This is a genomic window from Variovorax sp. YR750 (assembly GCF_900109805.1).
In the GTDB taxonomy this organism is placed as follows: Bacteria; Pseudomonadota; Gammaproteobacteria; order Burkholderiales; family Burkholderiaceae_C; genus Variovorax; species Variovorax gossypii.
Map to the genome: position 1 here is coordinate 1 of NZ_FOBJ01000033.1, position 20,246 is coordinate 20,246.

General features: G+C 62.5%; 19 protein-coding genes and 2 pseudogenes. 12 read left to right on the forward strand and 9 right to left on the reverse strand.

The genetic code is table 11. From position 1 onward, the window contains the following. The 5 genes from BMY35_RS36965 to BMY35_RS36990 form a co-directional block, all read right to left on the reverse strand. The coding region (locus tag BMY35_RS36965) for an alpha/beta fold hydrolase (RefSeq protein ID WP_177213803.1) at positions 1-746 on the reverse strand (746 nt) is incomplete at its 3' end. A gap of 109 nt (positions 747-855) precedes the next feature. Further along, positions 856-1,332 carry a MarR family winged helix-turn-helix transcriptional regulator gene (locus BMY35_RS36975; protein ID WP_007831542.1) on the reverse strand — a complete coding sequence of 159 codons (477 nt, stop codon included), beginning with the start codon at positions 1,330-1,332 and terminating at the stop codon, positions 856-858. A 243-nt stretch (positions 1,333-1,575) separates the two neighbouring features. Continuing rightward, on the reverse strand, positions 1,576-3,207 hold the full coding sequence (locus tag BMY35_RS36980) for a phospholipase D family protein (RefSeq protein ID WP_093210015.1): 1,632 nt from the start codon (positions 3,205-3,207) through the stop codon (positions 1,576-1,578). Between the two features lie 47 nt (positions 3,208-3,254). Continuing rightward, positions 3,255-3,800: a MarR family winged helix-turn-helix transcriptional regulator gene (locus BMY35_RS36985; RefSeq protein ID WP_093210017.1), complete on the reverse strand. Its 546-nt coding sequence runs from the start codon at positions 3,798-3,800 to the stop codon at positions 3,255-3,257. Between the two features lie 345 nt (positions 3,801-4,145). Beyond that, complete coding sequence (locus BMY35_RS36990; RefSeq protein WP_093210018.1) at positions 4,146-4,709, reverse strand: hypothetical protein; 564 nt, start codon at positions 4,707-4,709, stop codon at positions 4,146-4,148. A gap of 136 nt (positions 4,710-4,845) precedes the next feature. Between BMY35_RS36990 and BMY35_RS36995 the strand changes: the two genes are divergently transcribed. Then, entirely contained in the window at positions 4,846-5,793 is a 948-nt protein-coding gene (locus BMY35_RS36995) for a LysR family transcriptional regulator (protein WP_093210020.1), read from the forward strand. Between the two features lie 169 nt (positions 5,794-5,962). On the opposite strand, the gene BMY35_RS37000 is transcribed toward BMY35_RS36995, so the two are convergent. The 3 genes from BMY35_RS37000 to BMY35_RS37010 all read right to left on the reverse strand — a co-directional run bounded on the left by BMY35_RS37000 (position 5,963) and on the right by BMY35_RS37010 (position 8,611). Next, positions 5,963-7,150: a multidrug effflux MFS transporter gene (locus BMY35_RS37000; protein WP_256230687.1), complete on the reverse strand. Its 1,188-nt coding sequence runs from the start codon at positions 7,148-7,150 to the stop codon at positions 5,963-5,965. A gap of 50 nt (positions 7,151-7,200) precedes the next feature. Then, positions 7,201-7,917, reverse strand: coding sequence for a pentapeptide repeat-containing protein (locus tag BMY35_RS37005; RefSeq protein WP_093210033.1), 717 nt, complete (start codon positions 7,915-7,917; stop codon positions 7,201-7,203). A gap of 127 nt (positions 7,918-8,044) precedes the next feature. Beyond that, entirely contained in the window at positions 8,045-8,611 is a 567-nt protein-coding gene (locus tag BMY35_RS37010; RefSeq protein WP_143696832.1) for a hypothetical protein, read from the reverse strand. A 64-nt stretch (positions 8,612-8,675) separates the two neighbouring features. On the opposite strand from BMY35_RS37010, the pseudogene BMY35_RS37015 reads away from it, so the two are divergent. After that, a pseudogene (locus BMY35_RS37015) lies at positions 8,676-9,610 on the forward strand (LysR substrate-binding domain-containing protein). A gap of 102 nt (positions 9,611-9,712) precedes the next feature. On the opposite strand, the gene BMY35_RS37020 reads toward BMY35_RS37015, so the two are convergent. Then, positions 9,713-10,492 (reverse strand): enoyl-CoA hydratase, encoded by a 780-nt coding sequence (locus BMY35_RS37020; protein WP_007831549.1) that lies wholly within the window; start codon positions 10,490-10,492, stop codon positions 9,713-9,715. Between the two features lie 271 nt (positions 10,493-10,763). Between BMY35_RS37020 and BMY35_RS37025 the strand changes: the two genes are divergently transcribed. The 10 genes and pseudogenes from BMY35_RS37025 to BMY35_RS38200 form a co-directional block, all read left to right on the forward strand. Further along, positions 10,764-12,326: a fatty acyl-CoA synthetase gene (locus BMY35_RS37025; RefSeq protein WP_093210023.1), complete on the forward strand. Its 1,563-nt coding sequence runs from the start codon at positions 10,764-10,766 to the stop codon at positions 12,324-12,326. Between the two features lie 108 nt (positions 12,327-12,434). Beyond that, positions 12,435-13,427 carry an AraC family transcriptional regulator gene (locus BMY35_RS37030; RefSeq protein ID WP_007831552.1) on the forward strand — a complete coding sequence of 331 codons (993 nt, stop codon included), beginning with the start codon at positions 12,435-12,437 and terminating at the stop codon, positions 13,425-13,427. A 257-nt stretch (positions 13,428-13,684) separates the two neighbouring features. After that, positions 13,685-13,975 (forward strand): DUF6351 family protein, encoded by a 291-nt coding sequence (locus BMY35_RS37035; RefSeq protein WP_097200339.1) that lies wholly within the window; start codon positions 13,685-13,687, stop codon positions 13,973-13,975. A 115-nt stretch (positions 13,976-14,090) separates the two neighbouring features. Beyond that, positions 14,091-15,275 carry a lipid-transfer protein gene (locus tag BMY35_RS37040; protein ID WP_007831553.1) on the forward strand — a complete coding sequence of 395 codons (1,185 nt, stop codon included), beginning with the start codon at positions 14,091-14,093 and terminating at the stop codon, positions 15,273-15,275. Between the two features lie 121 nt (positions 15,276-15,396). Further along, positions 15,397-16,215 carry an ABC transporter ATP-binding protein gene (locus tag BMY35_RS37045; RefSeq protein ID WP_093210027.1) on the forward strand — a complete coding sequence of 273 codons (819 nt, stop codon included), beginning with the start codon at positions 15,397-15,399 and terminating at the stop codon, positions 16,213-16,215. Then, positions 16,215-16,922: an ABC transporter ATP-binding protein gene (locus BMY35_RS37050; protein ID WP_093210029.1), complete on the forward strand. Its 708-nt coding sequence runs from the start codon at positions 16,215-16,217 to the stop codon at positions 16,920-16,922. The genes BMY35_RS37045 and BMY35_RS37050 overlap by 1 nt, the downstream gene beginning before the upstream one ends. Positions 16,923-16,964: 42 nt before the next feature. Continuing rightward, complete coding sequence (locus BMY35_RS37055; protein ID WP_093210030.1) at positions 16,965-18,161, forward strand: ABC transporter substrate-binding protein; 1,197 nt, start codon at positions 16,965-16,967, stop codon at positions 18,159-18,161. A 42-nt stretch (positions 18,162-18,203) separates the two neighbouring features. Beyond that, a complete protein-coding gene (locus BMY35_RS37060; protein WP_093057828.1) occupies positions 18,204-19,079 on the forward strand; it encodes a branched-chain amino acid ABC transporter permease in 876 nt (291 codons plus the stop codon). Positions 19,080-19,089: 10 nt separating this feature from the next. Further along, on the forward strand, positions 19,090-20,076 hold the full coding sequence (locus BMY35_RS37065; RefSeq protein WP_177213804.1) for a branched-chain amino acid ABC transporter permease: 987 nt from the start codon (positions 19,090-19,092) through the stop codon (positions 20,074-20,076). Between the two features lie 50 nt (positions 20,077-20,126). Continuing rightward, positions 20,127-20,246, forward strand: a pseudogene (locus tag BMY35_RS38200) (3-hydroxyacyl-CoA dehydrogenase); the annotation flags it as partial.

Genomic DNA, 20,246 nt, shown 5'->3' on the forward strand with positions numbered 1-20,246 from the left:
ATCATGCCCTGCGCCCACCACGAGTCGATGAGGCCCTGCGACACCTTCGCGCCGGGGCGGTTGAAGCCGAAGAAGGGGCCCGAGGGCACGTCCTTATAGAACTGCGAACGGTTCGCCAGCTGCGCGGCGCGCAGGCCGTCGAACACTTCGATCGGCAGGCCGCCGGGGTTGGCGGCGGTCTTCAGCATCAGCGGCGGCACGGCGGAGATCAGCGCCGCCTTGGCCACGCGCTTCGTGCCGTGGCGGCCGATGTAGCGCGCCACCTCGCCGCCGCCGGTCGAGAAGCCGACCAGGATCGCGTTCTTCAGGTCCAGCGTCTCGATGACGGTGGCGAGGTCGTCGGCGTAGGTGTCCATCTCGTTGCCGTTCCACGGCTGGCTGGAGCGGCCGTGGCCGCGGCGGTCGTGCGCCACGGTGCGGAAGCCCTGCGATGCGAGGAAGAGCATCTGCGATTCCCAGCTGTCGGAATTGAGCGGCCAGCCGTGGCTGAACACGACGGGCTGGCCGGAACCCCAGTCCTTGAAATACAGCTGCGTGCCGTCCTTGGTGACGATGGTGTTGCTCATGGTGCGTGTTCCTTTCAAAGAACGATGGATGGCGCCTTGGTTCGGCGCAGCGGTGGAAGCGGCGGACGCCGCCTTGGAGAAGCCGGTTGCCCCGAGGGCGCCGGCTGCGACGGATGCGCCTCCGAGCAGCAGGCTGCGGCGGGTGGGAGTGGCTGTCAAGTTCTTGCTGTTGGTGGACATGGTGCTTTCCTTTGTTGACGTGGTTGAGGTGAGATAAACTATCGCTTGTATTAATATCGCATGCGACATAAATGGCTTGAAAAAACAGAAAGACGGATGCAGCGATGCATCACGCGTTCCTGTCGAGGTTCGAACGCAGCGCCAGCAACTGGGCCCGCAGGACGCCGATTTCCTTGGGCGCCAGTTCCATCGCCTGCGCGACGCATGACGGAAGGGCTTTGGCCTTGCCGCGAAGCGCTCGGCCTTCGGCGGTGAGGGACACGATGACCTGGCGCTCGTCCGATGCCGACCGCACGCGCTGGATCAGGCCCCGCGCCTCGAGCCGCTTGAGCAGCGGGGTGAGGGTGGTGGTTTCGAGCGCCAGCCGCGTGCAGATCTCGGAGACGTTGATGCCGTCTTTCTCCCACAGCACGAGCATGACGAGGTACTGCAGATAGGTCAGGTCCAGGTCGTGCAGCAGGCCGCGATAGACCTTGTTGAGGCTCAGCATCGTCGAATAGAGCGCGAAGCAGAGCTGCTCGTCCAGCGCCAGCGAGTCGCCCTGCGGGGCGTTGACGGGCTTGGCGGGAAGGCGCTTGGAAGGCATAGGCCGGATATTAGATCGCATGCGATTTAAATGCAAGCAATATTAGTCTGATGGTGTGTGCGCTGTTCGTCTGAAAAATGGCACTGAGTGAATGATGAGGATGAGATGAATGATCGCGCGGTCCGCTCCGATCTTCGGCAGAGACCACGCAGGCCCAACTCGAGAAAATTGAACAACATCTCTGTTCACGCAGAGAGGTCGGCGCGGTCTTGGTTACCGCAATTCAGCCGAGCGGCACCGGCCCTAGAGTAGGTCCTCGGGCACCAGAGGCGCCAGCAGATCGATCTTCCAGCGCGACCAGAAATCCGTTTCGGGTTCCTGGTGGAGGATGGTGTCAGCCCCATCGCCCGAAGCCGGGCTCACCCATTCGACGGCGCCCGTCAAGCCGAGCTGCAACTGGTACGCCCCGTCGAGCCGGATGAAGCCGATCAGGCTGGTAACCTGCTGCGCGATCTGCGGGCTGAAGATGAAGATCCCGACCTCGGTGTTGTGCAGTTTCGAGCGTGGGTCGAAGTTCATCGAACCGAGAAACACGATGTTGCGGTCGATCACGGCCGACTTGCCATGCAGCCGCCCGCTTGCGGAGCCATAGGTGCCGAAGCGCCTGGTTTGTTCCACCCGCCTGGGGCTGACTTCGTAGAGCGCCACGCCCAGCCGCAACATCTCCGCGCGATAGCGCCGGTAGCCGGTGTGTGCCAGCGATTGGTCAGTGGCCGCCAGCGAGTTGGTCACGATGCCGTAGCTCACGCCCTTGCCGCGGACGAAGCGGATCGACTCCATTCCTGTGGGTCCGGGAATCAGGTAGGGCGTAGTCTGCATGACCTCGATCTGCGCGCCGCGCAGGTAGCGTCGCAGGTTGTAGAGCACGCCGTCCATCGCCACCTCGGCGGGCAGCCGGCGCCCATCTTCCGTGAGCGCCAGGGCTTTGTCCGGCGGGTCGGCATACGCTTCTGCGCGCGCCCAGATGAGCGAAAGCGCTCCCGCGTTAAAGTCCCTCGCCAGGGGGGTGTTGCCCAGCAGGTCGGTGGAGTCGGGCTCCTCGGGGTGCAGCATCTGCGGCCCGCTGGTAAGCCGGTCGAAGCGCTCGTGCAATTCTTCGGCCGATTCGCTGCCCTTTGCCACCAGCGATTCGATGGGGTACGCGTAAGGGCTGTTCCAGTACATGTCGAACTGCGACGACAGCGTGGGTACTACGGCGCCAGCCACCAGCGTGTCGATGTCGATGAAGTTGGAGCCACCGTCGCGCAGGAAGTACTCGTTGGCGATGTTGCGCCCGCCCATGATCGCCATCGTGTTGTCCGCCACGAAGAGCTTGTTGTGCATGCGGCGATGCACGCGGTCGAAGTCCAACAGCGACGCAGCCACGCGTGTGCCGAGGAGGTCGCGCCCATCGGGAAACGGATTGAACAGGCGCACCTCGACATTCGGATGCGAGGCAAAGCTGGTGAAGAGCGCATCGGCACCCGCGGTGTGGAGATCGTCCAACAGCAGCCGCACGCGCACGCCGCGGTCCGCCGCCTCGCGCAGAGCGCGTAGCAGGTAGCGTCCACTCTCGTCGTTCTGCAGGAGGTAGTACTGCACGTCGATGGAGCGCTGTGCGCGCTGCGCAAGCTCGATGCGGGCGTGCAGCGAAAACTGCGGCATCGGCAGCAGGCGGAATCCGCTCAGTGGTTCGCCAGGTGGTGCGGCCAACTTGACGAGGCGGCCCAGCACAGTGTCCTCGCCGTCGGCGATGGCGGTCGAGGGTCTGCGTCGCACGTCGATGGGCAGGCCGGAGCAACCGGCCATGCAGAGAGCCGAGAGGCAAAGAAACAACCAGGCGATCCACCGGGCGTCCGGTTGATCGGTCGCCCGTTTGGAGGTGTTGTTCGGCATCGAAGAGAGAGCAACTTCAACTTGGCAGGCGCTTGAAGCGCGCCTCGTCACCTGCTGTACTTGGGCCATCGCTGGCGCGTGCCGCCCGAGCGGCGATCGGCTTTTTCTGGCACTGCGCCTAGCATGCTCAACTCGCGGCCACGCAGCTCGAGCCAGCGTAGGCACTGGAGGAAGGTATCGATGTATGCAGCATCGATGCCGTCGAGGAGCTCGATGTTGAGGTTCGCGAAGCGAGGGAACAACTCACGGAAGAGTTGATGGCCTGAAGGGCTCAGGCGCACATGCACTTCGCGGCCGTCCTCGGCGTCCTGCCGCCGCTCCACCAATTTCTTTTGGAAGAGACTGCTCAGACCGCGCGAGGTGCGAACGCGGTCCAGGTGCAGGCGCTCGGCGAAAGCCGAAGACCTGATCTCTCCGATCTGCGCGAGCATACCGATCATTCCCCACTCGCGATACGTGATGCCGAAGCCGCCTTCGACAAGGCGCGTGGCCATGCTGCTGCTGGCGCGGGTTGCACACGACAGCCTGTATAGAAGCAGGTCGTCCAAGGACTGGGGTGCGCGCAACGCACCCGCATCGGGGAAAGCTTGCATATGAATCAGGGGTGTATTGCCCCTCTCCGAAATCAAATACGGTCGAAGCAATTCATGTTCATCGCCTTGGTCCAGGCCTTGAAAAAATCACGGACAAACGTCGTCTGTGCTCCGAAATTTTTTGGGCTTCGACCAATGCCCGCAGTTGGTAGACCGGACAGAGAAGACAAAATCAGGGCACGTGCCGGTCTACTTGCGTTCCCCGGCAATGCGATCACGCCCTAGTCCACCAAAATGCCAGACTTGTTGGCCTGAAACGCAGGCCTCATCCCGCAACGAGGCAACGGGGAGTTGAGGGTGCAGGGAACTACCGGGCCAGGGTGTGCGGGCACTTGAAAGCTGTGTTCAGCTGCCGGCGTACGGCAGCGACGAGTGATGCACGACGATGCGCAGCTTGCCGGCACTGTCCTTCACGAAGGTCCAGGTCTTATCGACCGTAGTGACCTTGCCGTCTGGACCGGTGAACAGCACGTTGCCCAGCGTGCTCGCCACGTCACCGTGGATGAGCACGGCGTTGTTGGCAATCTCGCACTTGCTCCAGCCCTTCAACGCGAAGCCGGTGTCGTTGGGAAATGTCGGATTACCGCCCACGAAGTACGCCAGTGCGCCGTCGCGGGCGGTACGGAAGGTCTGCGGCGATGTCGTGAGCGTGGGCTTGAACAGCACCGCGCCCTGCTGGTAGGCGTACGCGCTGTCGATGACCTTCTCGGCCAGCGCCCTGGCCGCCGGCTGCCCGCCGCTGGCATTCGCGGCGCTGATGTCGATCAGTGCCTTGCACCACGCCTGCTGGGCCCCTAGGACTTCGGCTTCCGTGATGCTCTGGCTTGCGATCTTCTCTTTGGCGGCGGCCGGCAAGATCGCGCCCGCGATGAGGACGCTGGCGATGGCGATATGGGTGAAATGTTTCATCTTTGATTTCCGGTTGTGCTGCACGCCCTCCGCAGGTTGGTGCATGCAGGCGCAACGATACGCATCGACGTGCCCGGAATAAACGCCGCTTTGTGTCATTATTTGTCCCGGAATCCGGAACAAAAGGACGACTTTGATGGACCGATTGAGCGCCATGCAAGCGTTTGTTGCTGTTGTAGAGGCCGGTAGCTTTGTGGGTGCCGCCGATGAACTCGGGGTGTCGAAAACCTCGATTTCGCGTCTGGTCGTCGACCTGGAATCGCACCTTGGGGCCCGCCTGTTGCAGAGAACCACGCGCCGGGTGCGCCCGACGGAAGCGGGAGAACGCTTCTTCGCGCGGGCGAGCTTGTTGCTGTCGGATCTGGAGGAGGCCGAGTCCGAAGTCACTTGGGCCACGATCGCACCGAGCGGCCTGTTGCGGGTGAGCGTGCCGTTGTCGTTCGGGCAGCGCTATCTGGCGCCCCTCTTTCCTCTGTATCGGGAGCAGTATCCGGACGTTCAACTGGAAGTCTCCCTGACAGACCACGTAGTCGACCTGGTGAACGAAGGCTTCGACCTTGCCATTCGCGGGGCTTGGCAGCACCGCGAGACCTATGTCGCACGGCATCTCGCCCCTGTCCGCGTGGTGATCTGCGCATCGCCGGCCTATGTGGCCAAGCACGGCGTCCCACAATCGCCGGAGGCACTGACCGGGCACAACTGCTTGACCAAGATTTCCAGCGCCACCTCGGAAATCTGGACTATCTCCCAAGCTGGCGACACCGTCTCCATCCCTGTTCGAGGCAGCATGCGCGCTGACAGTGACGACGTTCTGGTGACCGCAGCATTGGCCGGCGAAGGCGTCGTCGTGATGCCGACGTTCATGGTCGGTGACGATATTGCGCAGGGCAATCTGGTGCCTTTGCTATTGGATTGGCAATACCGGCCGTTGACTCTCATGGCCGTCTACCCGACCAGGCGCTATCTGTCGGCCAAGGTCCGCACCTTCGTCGAGTTCATGCAGAAGGCGTTCGCGGGCGAGCCCGCCTGGGATCGATGGATGGACATGTTCCCGGAGGTGCGGAGAGCACATGATGACCGTTGAGCAGTGCTCTAAGGCGGTGCATCTCGAGTCGAATGAACTTCCTGAGCCAAGCGGGGGCGTCATACCCAGGCATTGAGTAGTTCCGCATTGCATCGACAAATAAGAAGCGTGAATTTCATTTCTTTACCGAAACAGCTCATCTGAGGTCATCTGGCGAGCAATAAATCGCTCAGTCAGCTACAGAGGCCTGGCGCCGAGATCCAATTGCCCAGCATCCCGCAGACAGGAGCAGGCATGCCGCCACGCACAACGCCAATTTGAGCGCGCTGTCGAAGAGCAGCGGCGCCACAACGCCCGACATGATTGCGAAGATCAGCATCTGCATGAAGTTCAAAAGCGATGCTGCCATGCCACGCATGGTGGGCACCAGTTCCAGTGTCATCAGGCTCATCCCAGGCAATCCGAGACCCAGACCAAAGGTGTAGAGCATGACCGGAAGGACTGCCCAAGGCACCGTGGCCGGGAACGCAAGGTTGTAGACTACGTTGGCGATCGACGCGATTGCCATGCAAACGAACCCTAGCCGAATGCTCGCGCCAGGCGGCATGCGATGGGAGAGCTTCGATCCAACGGCGGAACCTATCACCAACCCTCCGACCATCGGCACGAAGAGCCACGCAAACTGCGTTTCCGCCAATCCGAGGATGTGAATGACAAAGCTGGACGACGAAGCGATGTACAGACCCAATCCGCCAAATGCGAAGCCCACCGCCAATCCTCCAAAGAGAAATCGCACGTCCTGGATCGCGGCGAGGTAGTTCCTTGCCAAGTGCACGGGGTGAAAGGCCGAGCGCGAGGCGCGCGGAAGGCTTTCGGGCAGAAACCGCAGGCAAGCAAGAAGCAGTATGGCTGCGATGAGCGCCATGAACACGAAAGCCGCCTGCCAGCCAAAGTGGGTCTGCAGATACCCGCCTGCTATGGGCGCGATGGCAGGAGCCAGTCCGAACACCATCATGACTTGTGCGATGAGCCGCTGAGCCACCGGGCCCGAGAACTTGTCGCGGATGATGGCTTGGCCGACAACCATCCCGCTTCCCGCAGACAACCCCTGCAGTATCCGAAACGCCAACAACCATCCGAAGGTCGTCGACAGAGCCGCTCCAATAGACGCGGCGGTGAATATGACGAGTGAAGTCAGGATCACCCGGCGCCTGCCGAACGCGTCGGACAGGGTGCCGTAAAACAGGCTCATTGCTGCAAACGCCAGCAAGAAGCCGCTGAGAAGCTGTTGCACCACCTCGGGCGCAACAGCGAACTGTTCGCTGATCGCGGGAAACGACGGTAGAAATGTATCGATGGCGAACGGGCCGACCATGGCCAGCCCCGCCAGAATCAAAGTGAGAGTCAGTGTTGGCACGATCACGCTTTTTGGGTAGTACGGCTGAGCGCTGTTTCAGCGAGAGCGGGTCACACGACGCGAACCCCTAGTTCGCGAACAAGGTTGTCTGCTTGCTTTGTGGAGATGATTGCGCCCTTGAAAAACTGTGCGAGGTTGGCGATCGCCAGACCACCAAGGTCGGCTGAGCGAAGGTCAGCTCCATCGAATTGGACGCTCTTCAGGCTCGCGTCACGCAGGCTTCCGCCTTCAAAAACCGTTTCACGAAAATCGCACCTGGCCAGATCCGCATTGGAAAAATCCAAATGCCTGAGGATTTGTTTGCGAAAGGCAATGCCACGCAGATTTGCACCGGCGAGCAGCGACTCGTTGAACCTCAACCCCAGTGAGTTCGATCCGCAGAAGCTGGCGCCTGTCAGGTCGACTTCTGTAAAGAGCGTTGAGTAAAGCTTCGCCCGAACCCAACCGGTGCTGTTCAAGTCGCAGCGACTGAAGCGAGCGTCGGTCAAGTTGGCGAGATGGAAATTCGCTTTCCGCATCTTGCAAGCCAGCCAATGCGTGCCCGCGAGAACGGACTTCTCGAGCGACGTTTCTGCAAACATGCAGTCGACAAAATGAGCGCCGTGAAAGTTCAGCCCCGACAGATCCGTGCCATCGAACGTGCATCGCTCAAAACGCTGTGGCGGGTACTTGCTCGCGAGCAGGATGGTCAGGTGCTCTCGGGACAGAGTCCGTTGAGCAACGTAGCGAGAGCCGCGCAACGCAGCCGCATCGGGGAAAGCTTGCATATGAGTCGAATCAAGGGAGGGCCCCACGCACTGCATCCCCAGGATCAGCCTTCGCGGCTCAAGCATCAGGCGTCGCTTCGCCGCTGCAGCCCCAAGGCGCACTGACTGGGGCTGTCGGCGCAGCGCGTTACTTGCTACCGGCGTTCTCTCCGTACGAAGGCAGTTGTCCTGCCTTGTTTGCTTTCGCGACTTCGGCGCGACGTGCCTTGCGTTCGGCCGAGCGCTCTTCGCGCGACAGCTTGGCGGTTGCCGCAGGCTTCGGGTCGCCCTCGCCTGGCGTGAAAGTGCGGGTGGCGTCGGCGCCTGTCTGCTTGCGCGCCTGCCTGGCGGCGGCGCGATCGGCTGGTGATACCTTCGCTTTGGCTTCAGGCTTGGGGTCGCCTTCTCCGGGAGCGAAGGAGCGCGTGGCCTCGGCACCTTGTGCCTTACGCTCTGCGCGAGCAGTTGCCTTATCGGCGGGCGGGGTCTGGGCGAAGGCGGTGGAGGCGAGCAGGGTGACGGCGAGGGCGGATGCCCAAGTAATGTTTTTCATGTTGGATTTCAATGATTTGCGGAGATTGCCTGGCAACTGAAGCGATGCCGCGCAGGAAAGTGCCACGGACACCGGGCTTTCGTTTTTGCGCTGTACTGCCTGTCGCAGGTTTTTGCAGGCAGGCCCGACGATACGTGTCAACTCTGCTGGAATAAACGCCATCACGTGGCACTATTTATCCCGGAATCCGGAACAAAAGGACGACTTGATGGACCGGCTGAGCGCCATGCAGGCGTTTGTCGCTGTGGTGGAAGCAGGCAGCTTTGTGGGGGCCGCCGACGAACTGGGTGTATCAAAAACCTCGATTTCGCGCCTGGTGGTCGATTTGCAATCGCACCTCGGAACCCGCCTGCTGCAGAGAATCACGCGCCGTGTGCGACCGACGGAGGCGGGAGAGCGTTTTTTCGCGCGGGCGAGCCTGCTGCTGTCGGACCTGGAAGAAGCCGAGTCCGAAGTCACTTGGAGCACGTTCACCCCGAGCGGACTGTTGCGCGTGAGCGTGCCCTTGTCATTCGGGCAGCGATATCTGGCGCCCCTGTTTCCTTTGTATCGGAACCAGTATCCGGACGTTCAACTGGAAGTCTCCCTGACAGACCACGTAGTCGACCTGGTGAACGAAGGCTTTGACCTTGCCATTCGCGCGACCCCGCAGCACCGCGAGACCTATGTCGCACGGCACCTCGCCCCATCCGCATGGTGATCTGCGCATCTCCGGCCTATGTGGCCAAACACGGCGCCCCACAATCGCCGGAGGCACTGATCGGGCACAACTGCCTCACCAAGACCTCTGGTGCCAACTCGGGAACCTGGACCGTCTCCCAGGCCGGCAACACCGTCTCTATTCCCGTGCGTGGCAGCATGCGGGCCGACAGCGGCGACGTTCTGCATACAGCAGCGTTGGCCGGTGAGGGGATCATCGTGATGCCGACCTTCATGGTCGGCGACGACATCGCGCAGGGCAAGTTGGTCCCATTGCTGCTGGATTGGCAATTTCGGGAGGCGACCCTCATGGCCGTCTACCCGACCAGGCGCTATCTGTCGGCCAAGGTCCGCACCTTCGTCGAGTTCATGCAGAAGGCGTCCGCGGGCGAGCCCGCCTGGGATCGATGGATGGACATGTTCCCGGAGGTTCAGAAAGGACACGGCTCTCCTGACGAATGAGGCTTTTGTAGCCTGCTGATCACCGCACTGGGTGTGTGGACGCCAATCCGCCGAGTGGATGGCGGCCTGCCGTGCGATCGGCCATAGTGCGTCGCCGCGCCCTCAGGCGTTCTTGAAATCGGGCGGACGCTTGTTGAGGAAGGCGTCCATGCCTTCCTTCTGGTCGACGGTGGCGAACAGCGCGTGGAACAGCCGGCGCTCGAACATCACGCCGTCGCTCAGGCCGCTTTCGAAGGCGCGATTGACCGATTCCTTCGCCGCCATCACCGAGATCTGCGAGTAGCCGCAGATGATCAGCGCCGCGCCCAGCGCCTCGTCGGCGAGCTTTTCGAAAGGCACCACGCGGCTCACGAGGCCGGCGCGCTCGGCTTCGGCGGCGTCCATCATGCGGGCCGTGAGCACCATGTCCATGGCCTTGCTCTTGCCCACTGCGCGTGGCAGGCGCTGCGTGCCCCCGGCGCCGGGGATCACGCCGATCTTGATTTCGGGCTGGCCGAACTTCGCGTTGTCGGCCGCGATGATGAAGTCGCACATCATCGCCAGCTCGCAGCCGCCGCCCAGCGCGAAGCCGGCCACCGCGCCGATCACGGGCTTGCGGATCGAGCGGATGGTTTCCCAGTTGCGCGTGATGTAGTCGCCTTTGTAGGTGTCGATGAAGCTGTACTTGGCCATCGCCGCGATGTCTGCGCCGGCCGCGAAGGCGCGCTCGCTGCCCGTGAGGATGATGCAGCCGATGGCGTCGTCCGCATCGAAGGCCTTCAGGGCCTGGCCCAGTTCGGTCATGAGCGCGTCGTTGAGCGCATTCAAAGCCTTCGGGCGGTTGAGGGTGATGATGCCGACCTTGCCTGCTTCGGTCCGCACTTCGATGTTTTCGTAGCTCATTTTTGACTGCATGCCCTGACGGCGCTAAAGAATCAATGCTAGCTGCCGGGCTGGTCGGAAATCAATGAGCAAGAACGCACGACGCATTTGCAGAAATCCACATGTGCCCACTTTGTCCGTCAAAGCCACCTCTTTGGCCGCCGACGCAAGTGACGCCATGTAGGGTGCCTTGGATACTTCGAGACGTGGTCTCCCACTGTTGACCTCGCGGCGCTTGTGCACAGCCGACGGGAGATCGCGACGTCAGCAACAAGAACAGGAGACATCCACAATGGAAAGTGCCATGCGCCGCCACACGGTCGCGGACCTGCTGCGCCGGACCGCGCGGCGCGTTCCCACCAAGACTGGTTTGGTTTGCGGTGACGTACGTTGGACATTCGCCGAATTCGATGCGGTTGTCGACAGCGTGAGTGCGGGGCTGGCTCGCATGGGCGTGGCATACGGGAGCCGGGTGGCAATCCTTTCCCGAAACTCGCATGCCTTTGCGGCCTTCCGTTTCGCCGTGGCGCGGCTCGGCGCTGTTCTGGTGCCGATCAACTTCATGCTGAAAGCGGAAGAGGTCGCGTACATCCTGCGCCATGCCGACGCGGAGATGCTTGCCGTCGACAGTGGATGCGCGGAGCTTGGGCGCGCCGCTGCTGCCAAGGACACCGCTGTGCGGCAGTTCGTCTGGCTGCCTTCCGAGGACTCGATTTCGGCGGTGGAGGGCATGACCTCGTTCGACGACCTCGCTGCGACTGCTGCAGCACCTCCCGAGGTGCTGCAGCTCGCAAGCTCGGATCTCTTGCAGATCGTCTACACGAGCGGCACCGAGTCGATGCCAAAGGGCGCGATGCTCACTCACGACGCGGTGATCTGGCAATACGCGAACTGCGCGATTGAGGTCTCCATCGGGGTGGAAGACGTGGTGCTGCACGCCTTGCCCTTGTATCATTGCGCGCAGCTGGACGTGTTTCTTGGGCCCGCCGTCTACATCGGGGCGACCAGCATCGTGACCGCGAAGCCGACACCAGAGAACCTGCTTGCCCTCATGGCAAGGCACCGGGTCACCTCCTTCTTCGCACCGCCTACCGTCTGGATCGCATTGCTGCGGTCGCCGCTGCTCGACGCGACGGACTGGTCGTCGCTGACGAAGGGGTACTACGGCGCATCGATCATGCCCGTGGAGGTGCTGCGAGAACTCAAGCGCCGCCTGGGTCAAGTTCGGTTCTGGAACCTGTACGGCCAGACAGAAATCGCACCTCTTGCGACACTCCTTGGCCCGGAGGATCAGTTGAGGAAGCCGGGCTCTTGTGGCCGCCCCGCGCTCAACGTCGAGACGCGAGTGGTTGCCGAAGGCATGCGCGACGTGGAGCCTGGTGAAGTCGGTGAAATCGTTCACCGCTCGCCCCACCTGATGCTCGGCTACCTGAATGACGAGCCGCGCACGAAAGCGGCTTTCGAGGGGGGGTGGTTTCACTCGGGCGATCTGGCGACTATCGACGACGAAGGTTTCATCACGGTCGTCGATCGCATGAAAGACATGATCAAGACCGGCGGCGAGAATGTTGCCAGTCGCGAAGTGGAAGAGATGGTTTTCCGCATCCCCGAGGTGTCCGAGGTGTCCGTGATTGGCGTACCCCACCCGAAATGGGTGGAGGCAGTGGTCGCCGTCGTGATCGTCAAGGCTGGGCGGGAACTCAGTGAGGCGGACGTCATCACGTACTGCGCTCATCACATGGCGGGGTTCAAAGTCCCCAAAGCAGTGGTGCTGACCGACTCGTTCCCCAAGAATCCCAGCGGCAAGGTTCTGAAGCGTGAGCTTAGGGAAAAGTACGCGCAGGTATTCCAATAGGGGAGGCTAGAGTCGAGGCTCGGCATCCACTACAAGGAGACAGGAAATGTTGCCCGGGCGGTTTCAGCAATGAAGGCTTCAGCGGCAGCGGCCAGGCCCTCTGTTGCCATGTCCTGGGTCCGCGGGACGGCGCGACACTTCGAATCTGTCGGACTCGACGTTCGCGCGCTGTTTCGTGACGCCGGATTGAATTACGAGGATCTGAACGATCGCGATGCGCGCATCGATGGAGACAGCATCAGCCTGCTTTGGGAGCTCGCTGTAGCGCGCTCTGGCGACCCCAATCTTGGCCTTGCAAACTCGGACGTGCTGCATCCAGGCAGCTTGGACATGATCATGCATGTCATGATGAGTTCGCCAGATCTGGGGGCTGCGGTGGGCAGGTTCATACGGTACATGCGCCTCGTCAGCCACGTCGCCGACATCAGTCTGGTGCGCGACGATGCAGCCTACGTATTCACCTTGCATATCGACGGTATCGCGAGGCCCGTGCCGCGGGCGCGCGTGGACTTTGCCGTCGTCATGATCCTGAACATCATGCGATGGCTGACAGCCCTGAACCTGCGTCCGCTGGCGGCTGGGTTTCCGTATGCGGCATCGGGCGAATTGGAAGCCTACCGGCAGGCGTTCCGTTGCCCATTGCAGTTCAATGCCCCGTCGCACCAGCTGCACTTTGCTGCATCGGATGTATTGGCACCTCTGCCCACCGCCAATCCCGCTTTGCAGGAACTGACGGATCGTGTGGCCAGCGATCACCTCACACTGTTGGATTCCACCCGAGTCGTCCCGCGAGTCAAGCACATCGTCGTTCAGAGGCTGCCTGACGGTGAGCCGCTGCGCGCGAGGATTGCAGAAGTATTGGGCATGAGCGAGCGAACCCTGCAACGTCGTCTCGACGCAGAGGGAACCTCGTTCAACGAGCTGGTGGACCAGACGCGGCGCGAGCTCGCTGAGCAGTACCTCCGCAGCCGCAAGATCGCCATTGCCGAAGTCGGCTATCTTCTCGGCTTCTCGGACCAGAGTACCTTCTATCGCGCTTGCAAGCGATGGTTTGGAACCTCGCCAGGCGACTACCGAAGCAGCGTCGCCAACGTACCTTGACCGTGGCGCGAGCCCACGGTTTGAGTCGCCGACGGTATCGTGCCTGCGTCGCTTGGCCGGCAAACCCAGTACTTTGGCCGCTGGCGCCAGTGACCCCCTGAGGCGCGCTCGACAGACTCCCTGTCGACGGTGCGCCGATTGCATGCAAAGGATGCAACCGGACAGCCCCGCGGAGCCCGCCCTGTGGCGGCTCACCATAAAAGGAGACAAGGCATGCCAATTTCATTTCAGGGGCCCTCGCGGGGGGCTATTTTCCTGTGCGCTTCCATCGTGAGCGCGTGCGGTGGTTCAGGCGGCGGTTCTTCCGCGGTACAGGAGACGTCCTCAAGTGCCAGCTCAAGCCGTTCGATGTGGCCAGTGCGGACTACGCGGGCGCCGTCTTCTCGGTGGTCCAGGTGACCCGCCTTCGTGCGGTCTTCCCCGACGGCGTCTGCGACTGGACCAAGCCGGGCGTTGGCCAGAGCAGCACAACCTCCGGGCTGCTCGACTTCACCGAAGGATCCGGCGGCAAGCCGCTGCCGGCCGCACCTGTCTCGACGCCGCTATAGCCCGTATGAGCGAAGGTGCGACGAGGACGATCTCGCGCCGCCGCGATGGGCCGCGTCGCAATCGGCCGGCTCAAACACGTACATCGAACGGTCCCATTCACTTTTGGAGTTTTGAATGAGTAAGCAGGTCTTTGTCAGTGGAGTCGGCATGGTGCCGTTCTCCAAGCCTGGCAAGCATGAGCCGTATCCCCGAATGGCCGCGGCGGCAGTGGCGAGAGCGCTCGAAGATGCGGGAATCGGGTACGAGCAGGTGGAGCAGGCCTATGCCGGATACGTCTATGGTGATTCCGCCGCGGGTCAACGGGCGCTTTACGAAGTCGGCATGACCGGCATACCGATCATCAACGTCAACAACAACTGCGCCACGGGATCCACCGCCTTGTTTCTTGCGCGCCAGGCCATCGCCAGTGGCGCAGCGGATTGTGTGTTGGCCGTGGGATTCGAACACATGAACCCTGGGGCGCTTGGATCCGTTTTCACCGATCGCCCCAGCCCCTTCGACCGTTTTGACAAGGCAACGCAGGCGCTGGTAGGGCACAGCGAGATTCCACTTGCGTTGCGGTACTTCGGCGGCGCCGGCATCGCCCACATGCAGCAGTACGGCACCAGCCTCTCTACCTTCGCCAAGATCCGGGCCAAGGCGAGCCGGCATGCAGCCAACAACCCGATGGCGCTGTTCCGGAACGTGGTAAGCGAGGAAGAGGTACTTGCCGCACCGGTGCTCTGGGAGGGCGTGATGACCCGCCTGATGGCCTGTCCTCCGACCTGCGGTGCGGCTGCCGCAGTGCTCTGCAGCGAGTCGTTTGCGGCGCGACACGGCCTCGCACAAACCGTTCGCATTCGGGCGCAGGCGATGACCACCGATGGTCCGGCCACCTTCGGGGCCGGTGACATGCGGGAAGTCGTGGGCTTCGGCATGGCCAAGGCGGCGGCGCACAAGGTGTACGACGCGGCAGGTGTGGGACCTGAGAACATCGATGTGGTGGAACTGCACGACTGCTTCGCCCACAACGAGTTGATCAGCTATGAATCGCTCGGCCTGTGCCCCGAAGGTGGCGCCGAACAATTTGTCTGCGATGGCGACAACACCTATGGAGGGAGGGTGGTGACGAACCCCTCGGGCGGCCTGCTTTCCAAGGGTCATCCGCTGGGCGCCACGGGCCTTGCCCAGTGTACGGAGCTCGTCGAGCAACTCCGGGGCACTGCGGGTGCCCGGCAGGTCCAGGCGGCGCGGCTCGCGCTCCAGCACAACCTCGGGATAGGTGGTGCTTGCGTCGTCACCCTCTATGAACGCGTGTGAGAAACGTGCCCCACCCAAGGATGCCGCAGGGGCGGTGTATCTGCTTTGCCATGCGGATTCAACTGCGGTCGCGACACCATCGACCTGAGTGCCCCTCCTTCCAGAAGACAGACATTTCCAGATGCACAGCTTGAGAAGCATTCCCCTGCGAGAGCCTATCGCAGCCCTACCGAGAGACATCGTTCTCGAGACGCGGCGGCTGACCAAGGAATTTAGAGGCTTCACTGCGATCAGCAAGGTCGACCTGTCGGTGGTGCGCGGATCCATCCACGCGCTCATCGGTCCGAACGGCGCCGGCAAGACGACCTGCTTCAACCTGCTCACCAAGTTCCTCGAACCGACCACCGGCACGATCCTGTTCAACGGGCAGGACATCACCGGCGAGCGGCCCGCGCAGATCGCGCGGCGCGGCATCATCCGCTCGTTCCAGATCTCGGCCGTGTTCCCGCACCTTACGCTGCTCGAGAACGTGCGGCTGGGCCTGCAAAGGCGCCTCGGCACCTCGTACCACTTCTGGAAGAGCGAGAAGTCGCTCAAGCCATTGGATGCCAGAGCCCGCGAGCTGCTGGCTGAAGTCGGCCTCGAAGAACTCGCCGACGAACAGACCGTGAACCTGCCCTACGGCCGCAAGCGCGCGCTCGAGATCGCGACCACGCTCGCAATGGAACCCGAGCTGATGCTGCTCGACGAACCTACGCAGGGCATGGGCCACGAAGACGTGCACCGCGTGGCTGAACTCATCAAGCGCGTGTCGGCTGGACGCACCATCCTGATGGTCGAACACAACATGAGCGTGGTCTCGACCATTGCCGACACCATCACCGTGCTGCAGCGCGGCGCCGTGCTGGCCGAAGGCCCGTACGCCGAAGTCTCGAAGAACCCGCAGGTGATGGAAGCCTACATGGGCACCACCGACGGCCAACTCCAAGGGGCCCACTGATGACCGCCGCATTGGAAATCAAGGACCTTCAAGCCTGGTACGGCGAATCGCACGTGCTGCACGGCGTTGACATGGTCGTGCAGCCCGGTGAGGTAGTCACGCTGCTGGGCCGCAACGGCGCGGGCCGCACCACCACGCTGCGGGCCATCATGGGCCTGACCGGCGCACGCAAGGGCAGCATCGAGGTCAATGGCAAAGAGACCATCGGCATGCCGACGCACCGCATTGCGCATCTCGGCATCGGCTATTGCCCTGAAGAGCGCGGCATCTTCGCCAGCCTCTCGTGCGAGGAAAACCTTCTGCTGCCGCCCGAACTCAAAGGCGCGGGGCAGGGCATGTCGGTCGAAGAGATCTACGCCATGTTCCCCAACCTGGCCGAACGCCGCAACAGCCAGGGCACGCGCCTGTCGGGCGGCGAGCAGCAGATGCTGGCCGTGGCGCGCATCCTGCGCACGGGCGCCAAGCTGCTCTTGCTCGACGAGATTTCCGAAGGCCTGGCTCCCGTCATCGTGCAGGCGCTGGCCCGCATGATCACCATGCTGCGCGCCAAGGGCTACACCATCGTCATGGTCGAGCAGAACTTCCGCTTCGCGGCACCGCTGGCCGACCGCTTCTACGTCATGGAACACGGCCGCATCGTGGAGAAGTTCGGCGCCGCCGAACTCGAAGCCAAGATGCCCGTGCTCAGCGAGTTGCTTGGCGTCTGAATACGTCCTCCACACTCTTTCCGCTCAACCTCAGGAGACAACATGCAATCCAAACTCAAGATGATCGCCCTCATGCTCAGCGTCGCGGGCATCGCCTCCCATGCGGCGCACGCACAGGACAGGGTCAAGATCGGCTTCATCACCGATCTGTCAGGCTTCTACGCCGACGTCGAAGGAAAGAACGGCGCGCTGGCGATCCAGATGGCCATCGACGACTTCGGTGGCAAGGTCAATGGCATGCCCATCGAGCTGCTGCAGGCCGACCACCAGAACAAGGCCGACATCGCCGCTTCCAAGGCGCGCGAGTGGATCGATACGCAAGGGCTGACCATGCTCTTTGGTGGCGTTGGTTCAGGTACTGGCCTGGCCATGGCCAAGGTGGCGCAGGAGAAGAAGCGCGTCTTCATGGTGAATGGCGCGGGCAGCTCGGCGCTCACCAACGAGCAGTGCAGCCCGTACACCGTGCACTACGCCTACGACACCGTGGCGCTGGCCAAGGGCACCGGCAGCGCGGTGGTTGCGCGTGGCGACAAGAATTGGTATTTCCTGACAGCCGACTACGCTTTCGGCCAGGCGCTGGAGGCGGACGCCACCAAAGTGTTGAAGGAGAAGGGTGGCACCGTGGCTGGTAGCGTCAAACATGCGCCGAACACCTCAGACTTCTCGTCGTTCCTGCTGCAGGCACAGAACTCCAAGGCCCAGGTGCTGGCGCTGGCCAATGCAGGCGGCGACACCATCAACTCGATCAAGGCGGCCAAGGAATTCGGCATCACCAAGACCATGAAGATGGTCGGCCTGCTGGTGTTCGTGACCGACGTGCACAGCCTGGGCCTGAAGAACACCGAAGGCCTGCTGCTCACCACCAGCTGGGACTGGAACCTCGACGACAAGACGCGCGCCTTCGGCAAGCGCTTCTTCGAGAAGACCAAGCGCATGCCCACCGACATCCAGGCAGCCGACTACTCGGCCACCATGACCTACCTGAAGGCCGTGCAGGCTGCCAAGACGGTCGATGCCGACAAGGTGATGGAGACGATCAAGGCCACGCCCATCGACGACTTCTACGCAAAGGGCACCGTGCGCGCCGACGGCCGCTTCGTGCACGACATGTACCTGGTGCAGGTCAAGTCGCCGGCCGAATCCAAGCAGCCGTGGGACTACTACAAGGTAATCCAGAAGCTCAAGGGCGAAGAGGTCTTCACGACGAAGGCCGAGAGCAAGTGCGCCCTCTGGAAGTGATCCCCCGCGGGCGCGCAGCCGCCCGGGTTCGTTGAAACGCTTATGACCATTTCCCTTCCCGCGCTTTTGAGCCAGCTCCTCCTGGGGCTGGTCAACGGCTCCTTCTACGCCATCCTGAGCCTCGGGCTGGCGGTGATCTTCGGCCTGCTCAACGTCATCAACTTCGCACATGGCGCGCTGTTCATGCTCGGCGCTGTCCTCACGTGGATGGCGATGGAGTACCTCGGCGTCAACTACTGGGTGATGCTGATTGCGGCGCCCGTCGTCATCGGCATCTTCGGCGTGCTCATCGAGCGCCTGCTGCTGCGCTGGATCTACAAGCTCGACCACCTCTACGGCCTGCTGCTCACGCTTGGGCTCACGCTGCTGATCGAGGGCGTGTTCCGCTCGATCTACGGCGTGTCGGGGCTGCCCTACGACGCGCCCGATGCGCTGTCGAGCGCCACCGACCTGGGCTTCATGGTGCTGCCGAACTACCGCGCCTGGGTGGTCGTTGCCTCGCTCGTGGTGTGCTTCGCCACCTGGTACGTGATCGAGAAGACGCGCCTGGGTGCCTACCTGCGCGCCGGCACCGAGAACCCGCGGCTCGTGGAAGCCTTCGGCGTCAACGTGCCGTTGATGATCACGCTGACCTACGCCTTCGGCTGCGCGCTCGCGGCCTTCGCAGGCGTGCTGGCCGCGCCGGTGATGCAGGTGTCGCCGCTGATGGGGCAGAACCTCATCATCGTGGTGTTCGCCGTGGTGGTGATCGGCGGGATGGGTTCGATCATGGGCGCCATCCTCACGGGCCTCGGGCTCGGTGTGATCGAAGGGCTCACCAAGGTTTTCTATCCCGAGGCATCGTCTACGGTTGTGTTCGTGATCATGGTCATCGTGCTGTTGATTCGCCCCGCCGGCCTGTTCGGCAAAGAGAAATAAGGCGAACGGCATGAACATGAAAAAAATCTCCACCGTCGTCTACGCCTTGCTGCTGGTTGCGCTGCTCCTGGCGCCGTTCTTCGGCGCCTACCCGGTGTTCGTGATGAAGCTGATGTGCTTCGCGCTGTTCGCCGCGGCCTTCAACCTGCTGCTGGGCTTCACGGGCCTGCTGTCGTTCGGGCATGCGGCCTTCCTTGGTGGCTCCGCGTACGTCGCGGGCCATGCGATCAAGGTCTGGGGCCTCACGCCCGAACTGGGCCTGATCGCGGGCACGCTCACTGGCGCTTTCCTCGGCTGGCTCTTCGGCGTGCTGGCCATTCGCCGGCAGGGCATTTACTTCGCGATGATCACGCTGGCGCTCGCGCAGATGATGTTCTTCGTCGCGCTGCAGGCCAAGTTCACGGGCGGCGAAGACGGCCTGCAGGGCGTGCCGCGGGGCAAGCTCTTCGGCCTGATCGATCTGTCGAACGACCTCACGATGTACTACGTCGCGCTGGTCATCGTGGTCGCGGCCTTCCTGCTGATCGTGCGTACCATCCACTCGCCCTTCGGCCAGGTGCTCAAGGGCATCAAGGAGAACGAGCCGCGCGCGCTGTCGCTGGGCTACGACGTGAGCCGCTTCAAGCTGCTGGCCTTCGTGATCTCCGCGGCGCTGTCGGGCCTGGCCGGTTCGCTCAAGACGCTGGTGCTGGGCTTCGCCACGTTGTCGGACGTGCACTGGACCGCTTCGGGCCAGGTCATCCTGATGACGCTGGTGGGCGGCCTCGGCACGCTGTCGGGTCCGCTGGTGGGCTCGGCGGTGGTGGTGCTGCTGGAGAACAAGATCGGCGAACTCGGCAACTTCCTGGCGCGCATCACGACGATCGACTGGTTCAACACGCTGGGCGAGTCGGTGACCATGGTCACGGGCCTGATCTTCGTGATCTGCGTGCTGGCGTTCCGCAAGGGGATCATGGGTGAGATCAATAGGGTCCTTGAGCGTTTGAAAGCCAAATAACACCGGATCGTCGGTTCAGCATTAACGAACACTTTTTAACGGGAACACAAATGAAAATTGAAGGCAAGGTATTCGTCGTGGCCGGGGGCGCTTCGGGCCTCGGCGAAGGCACGGCGCGCATGCTGGCTGCGAACGGCGGCAAGGTGGTGATCGCCGACATGCAGGCCGAC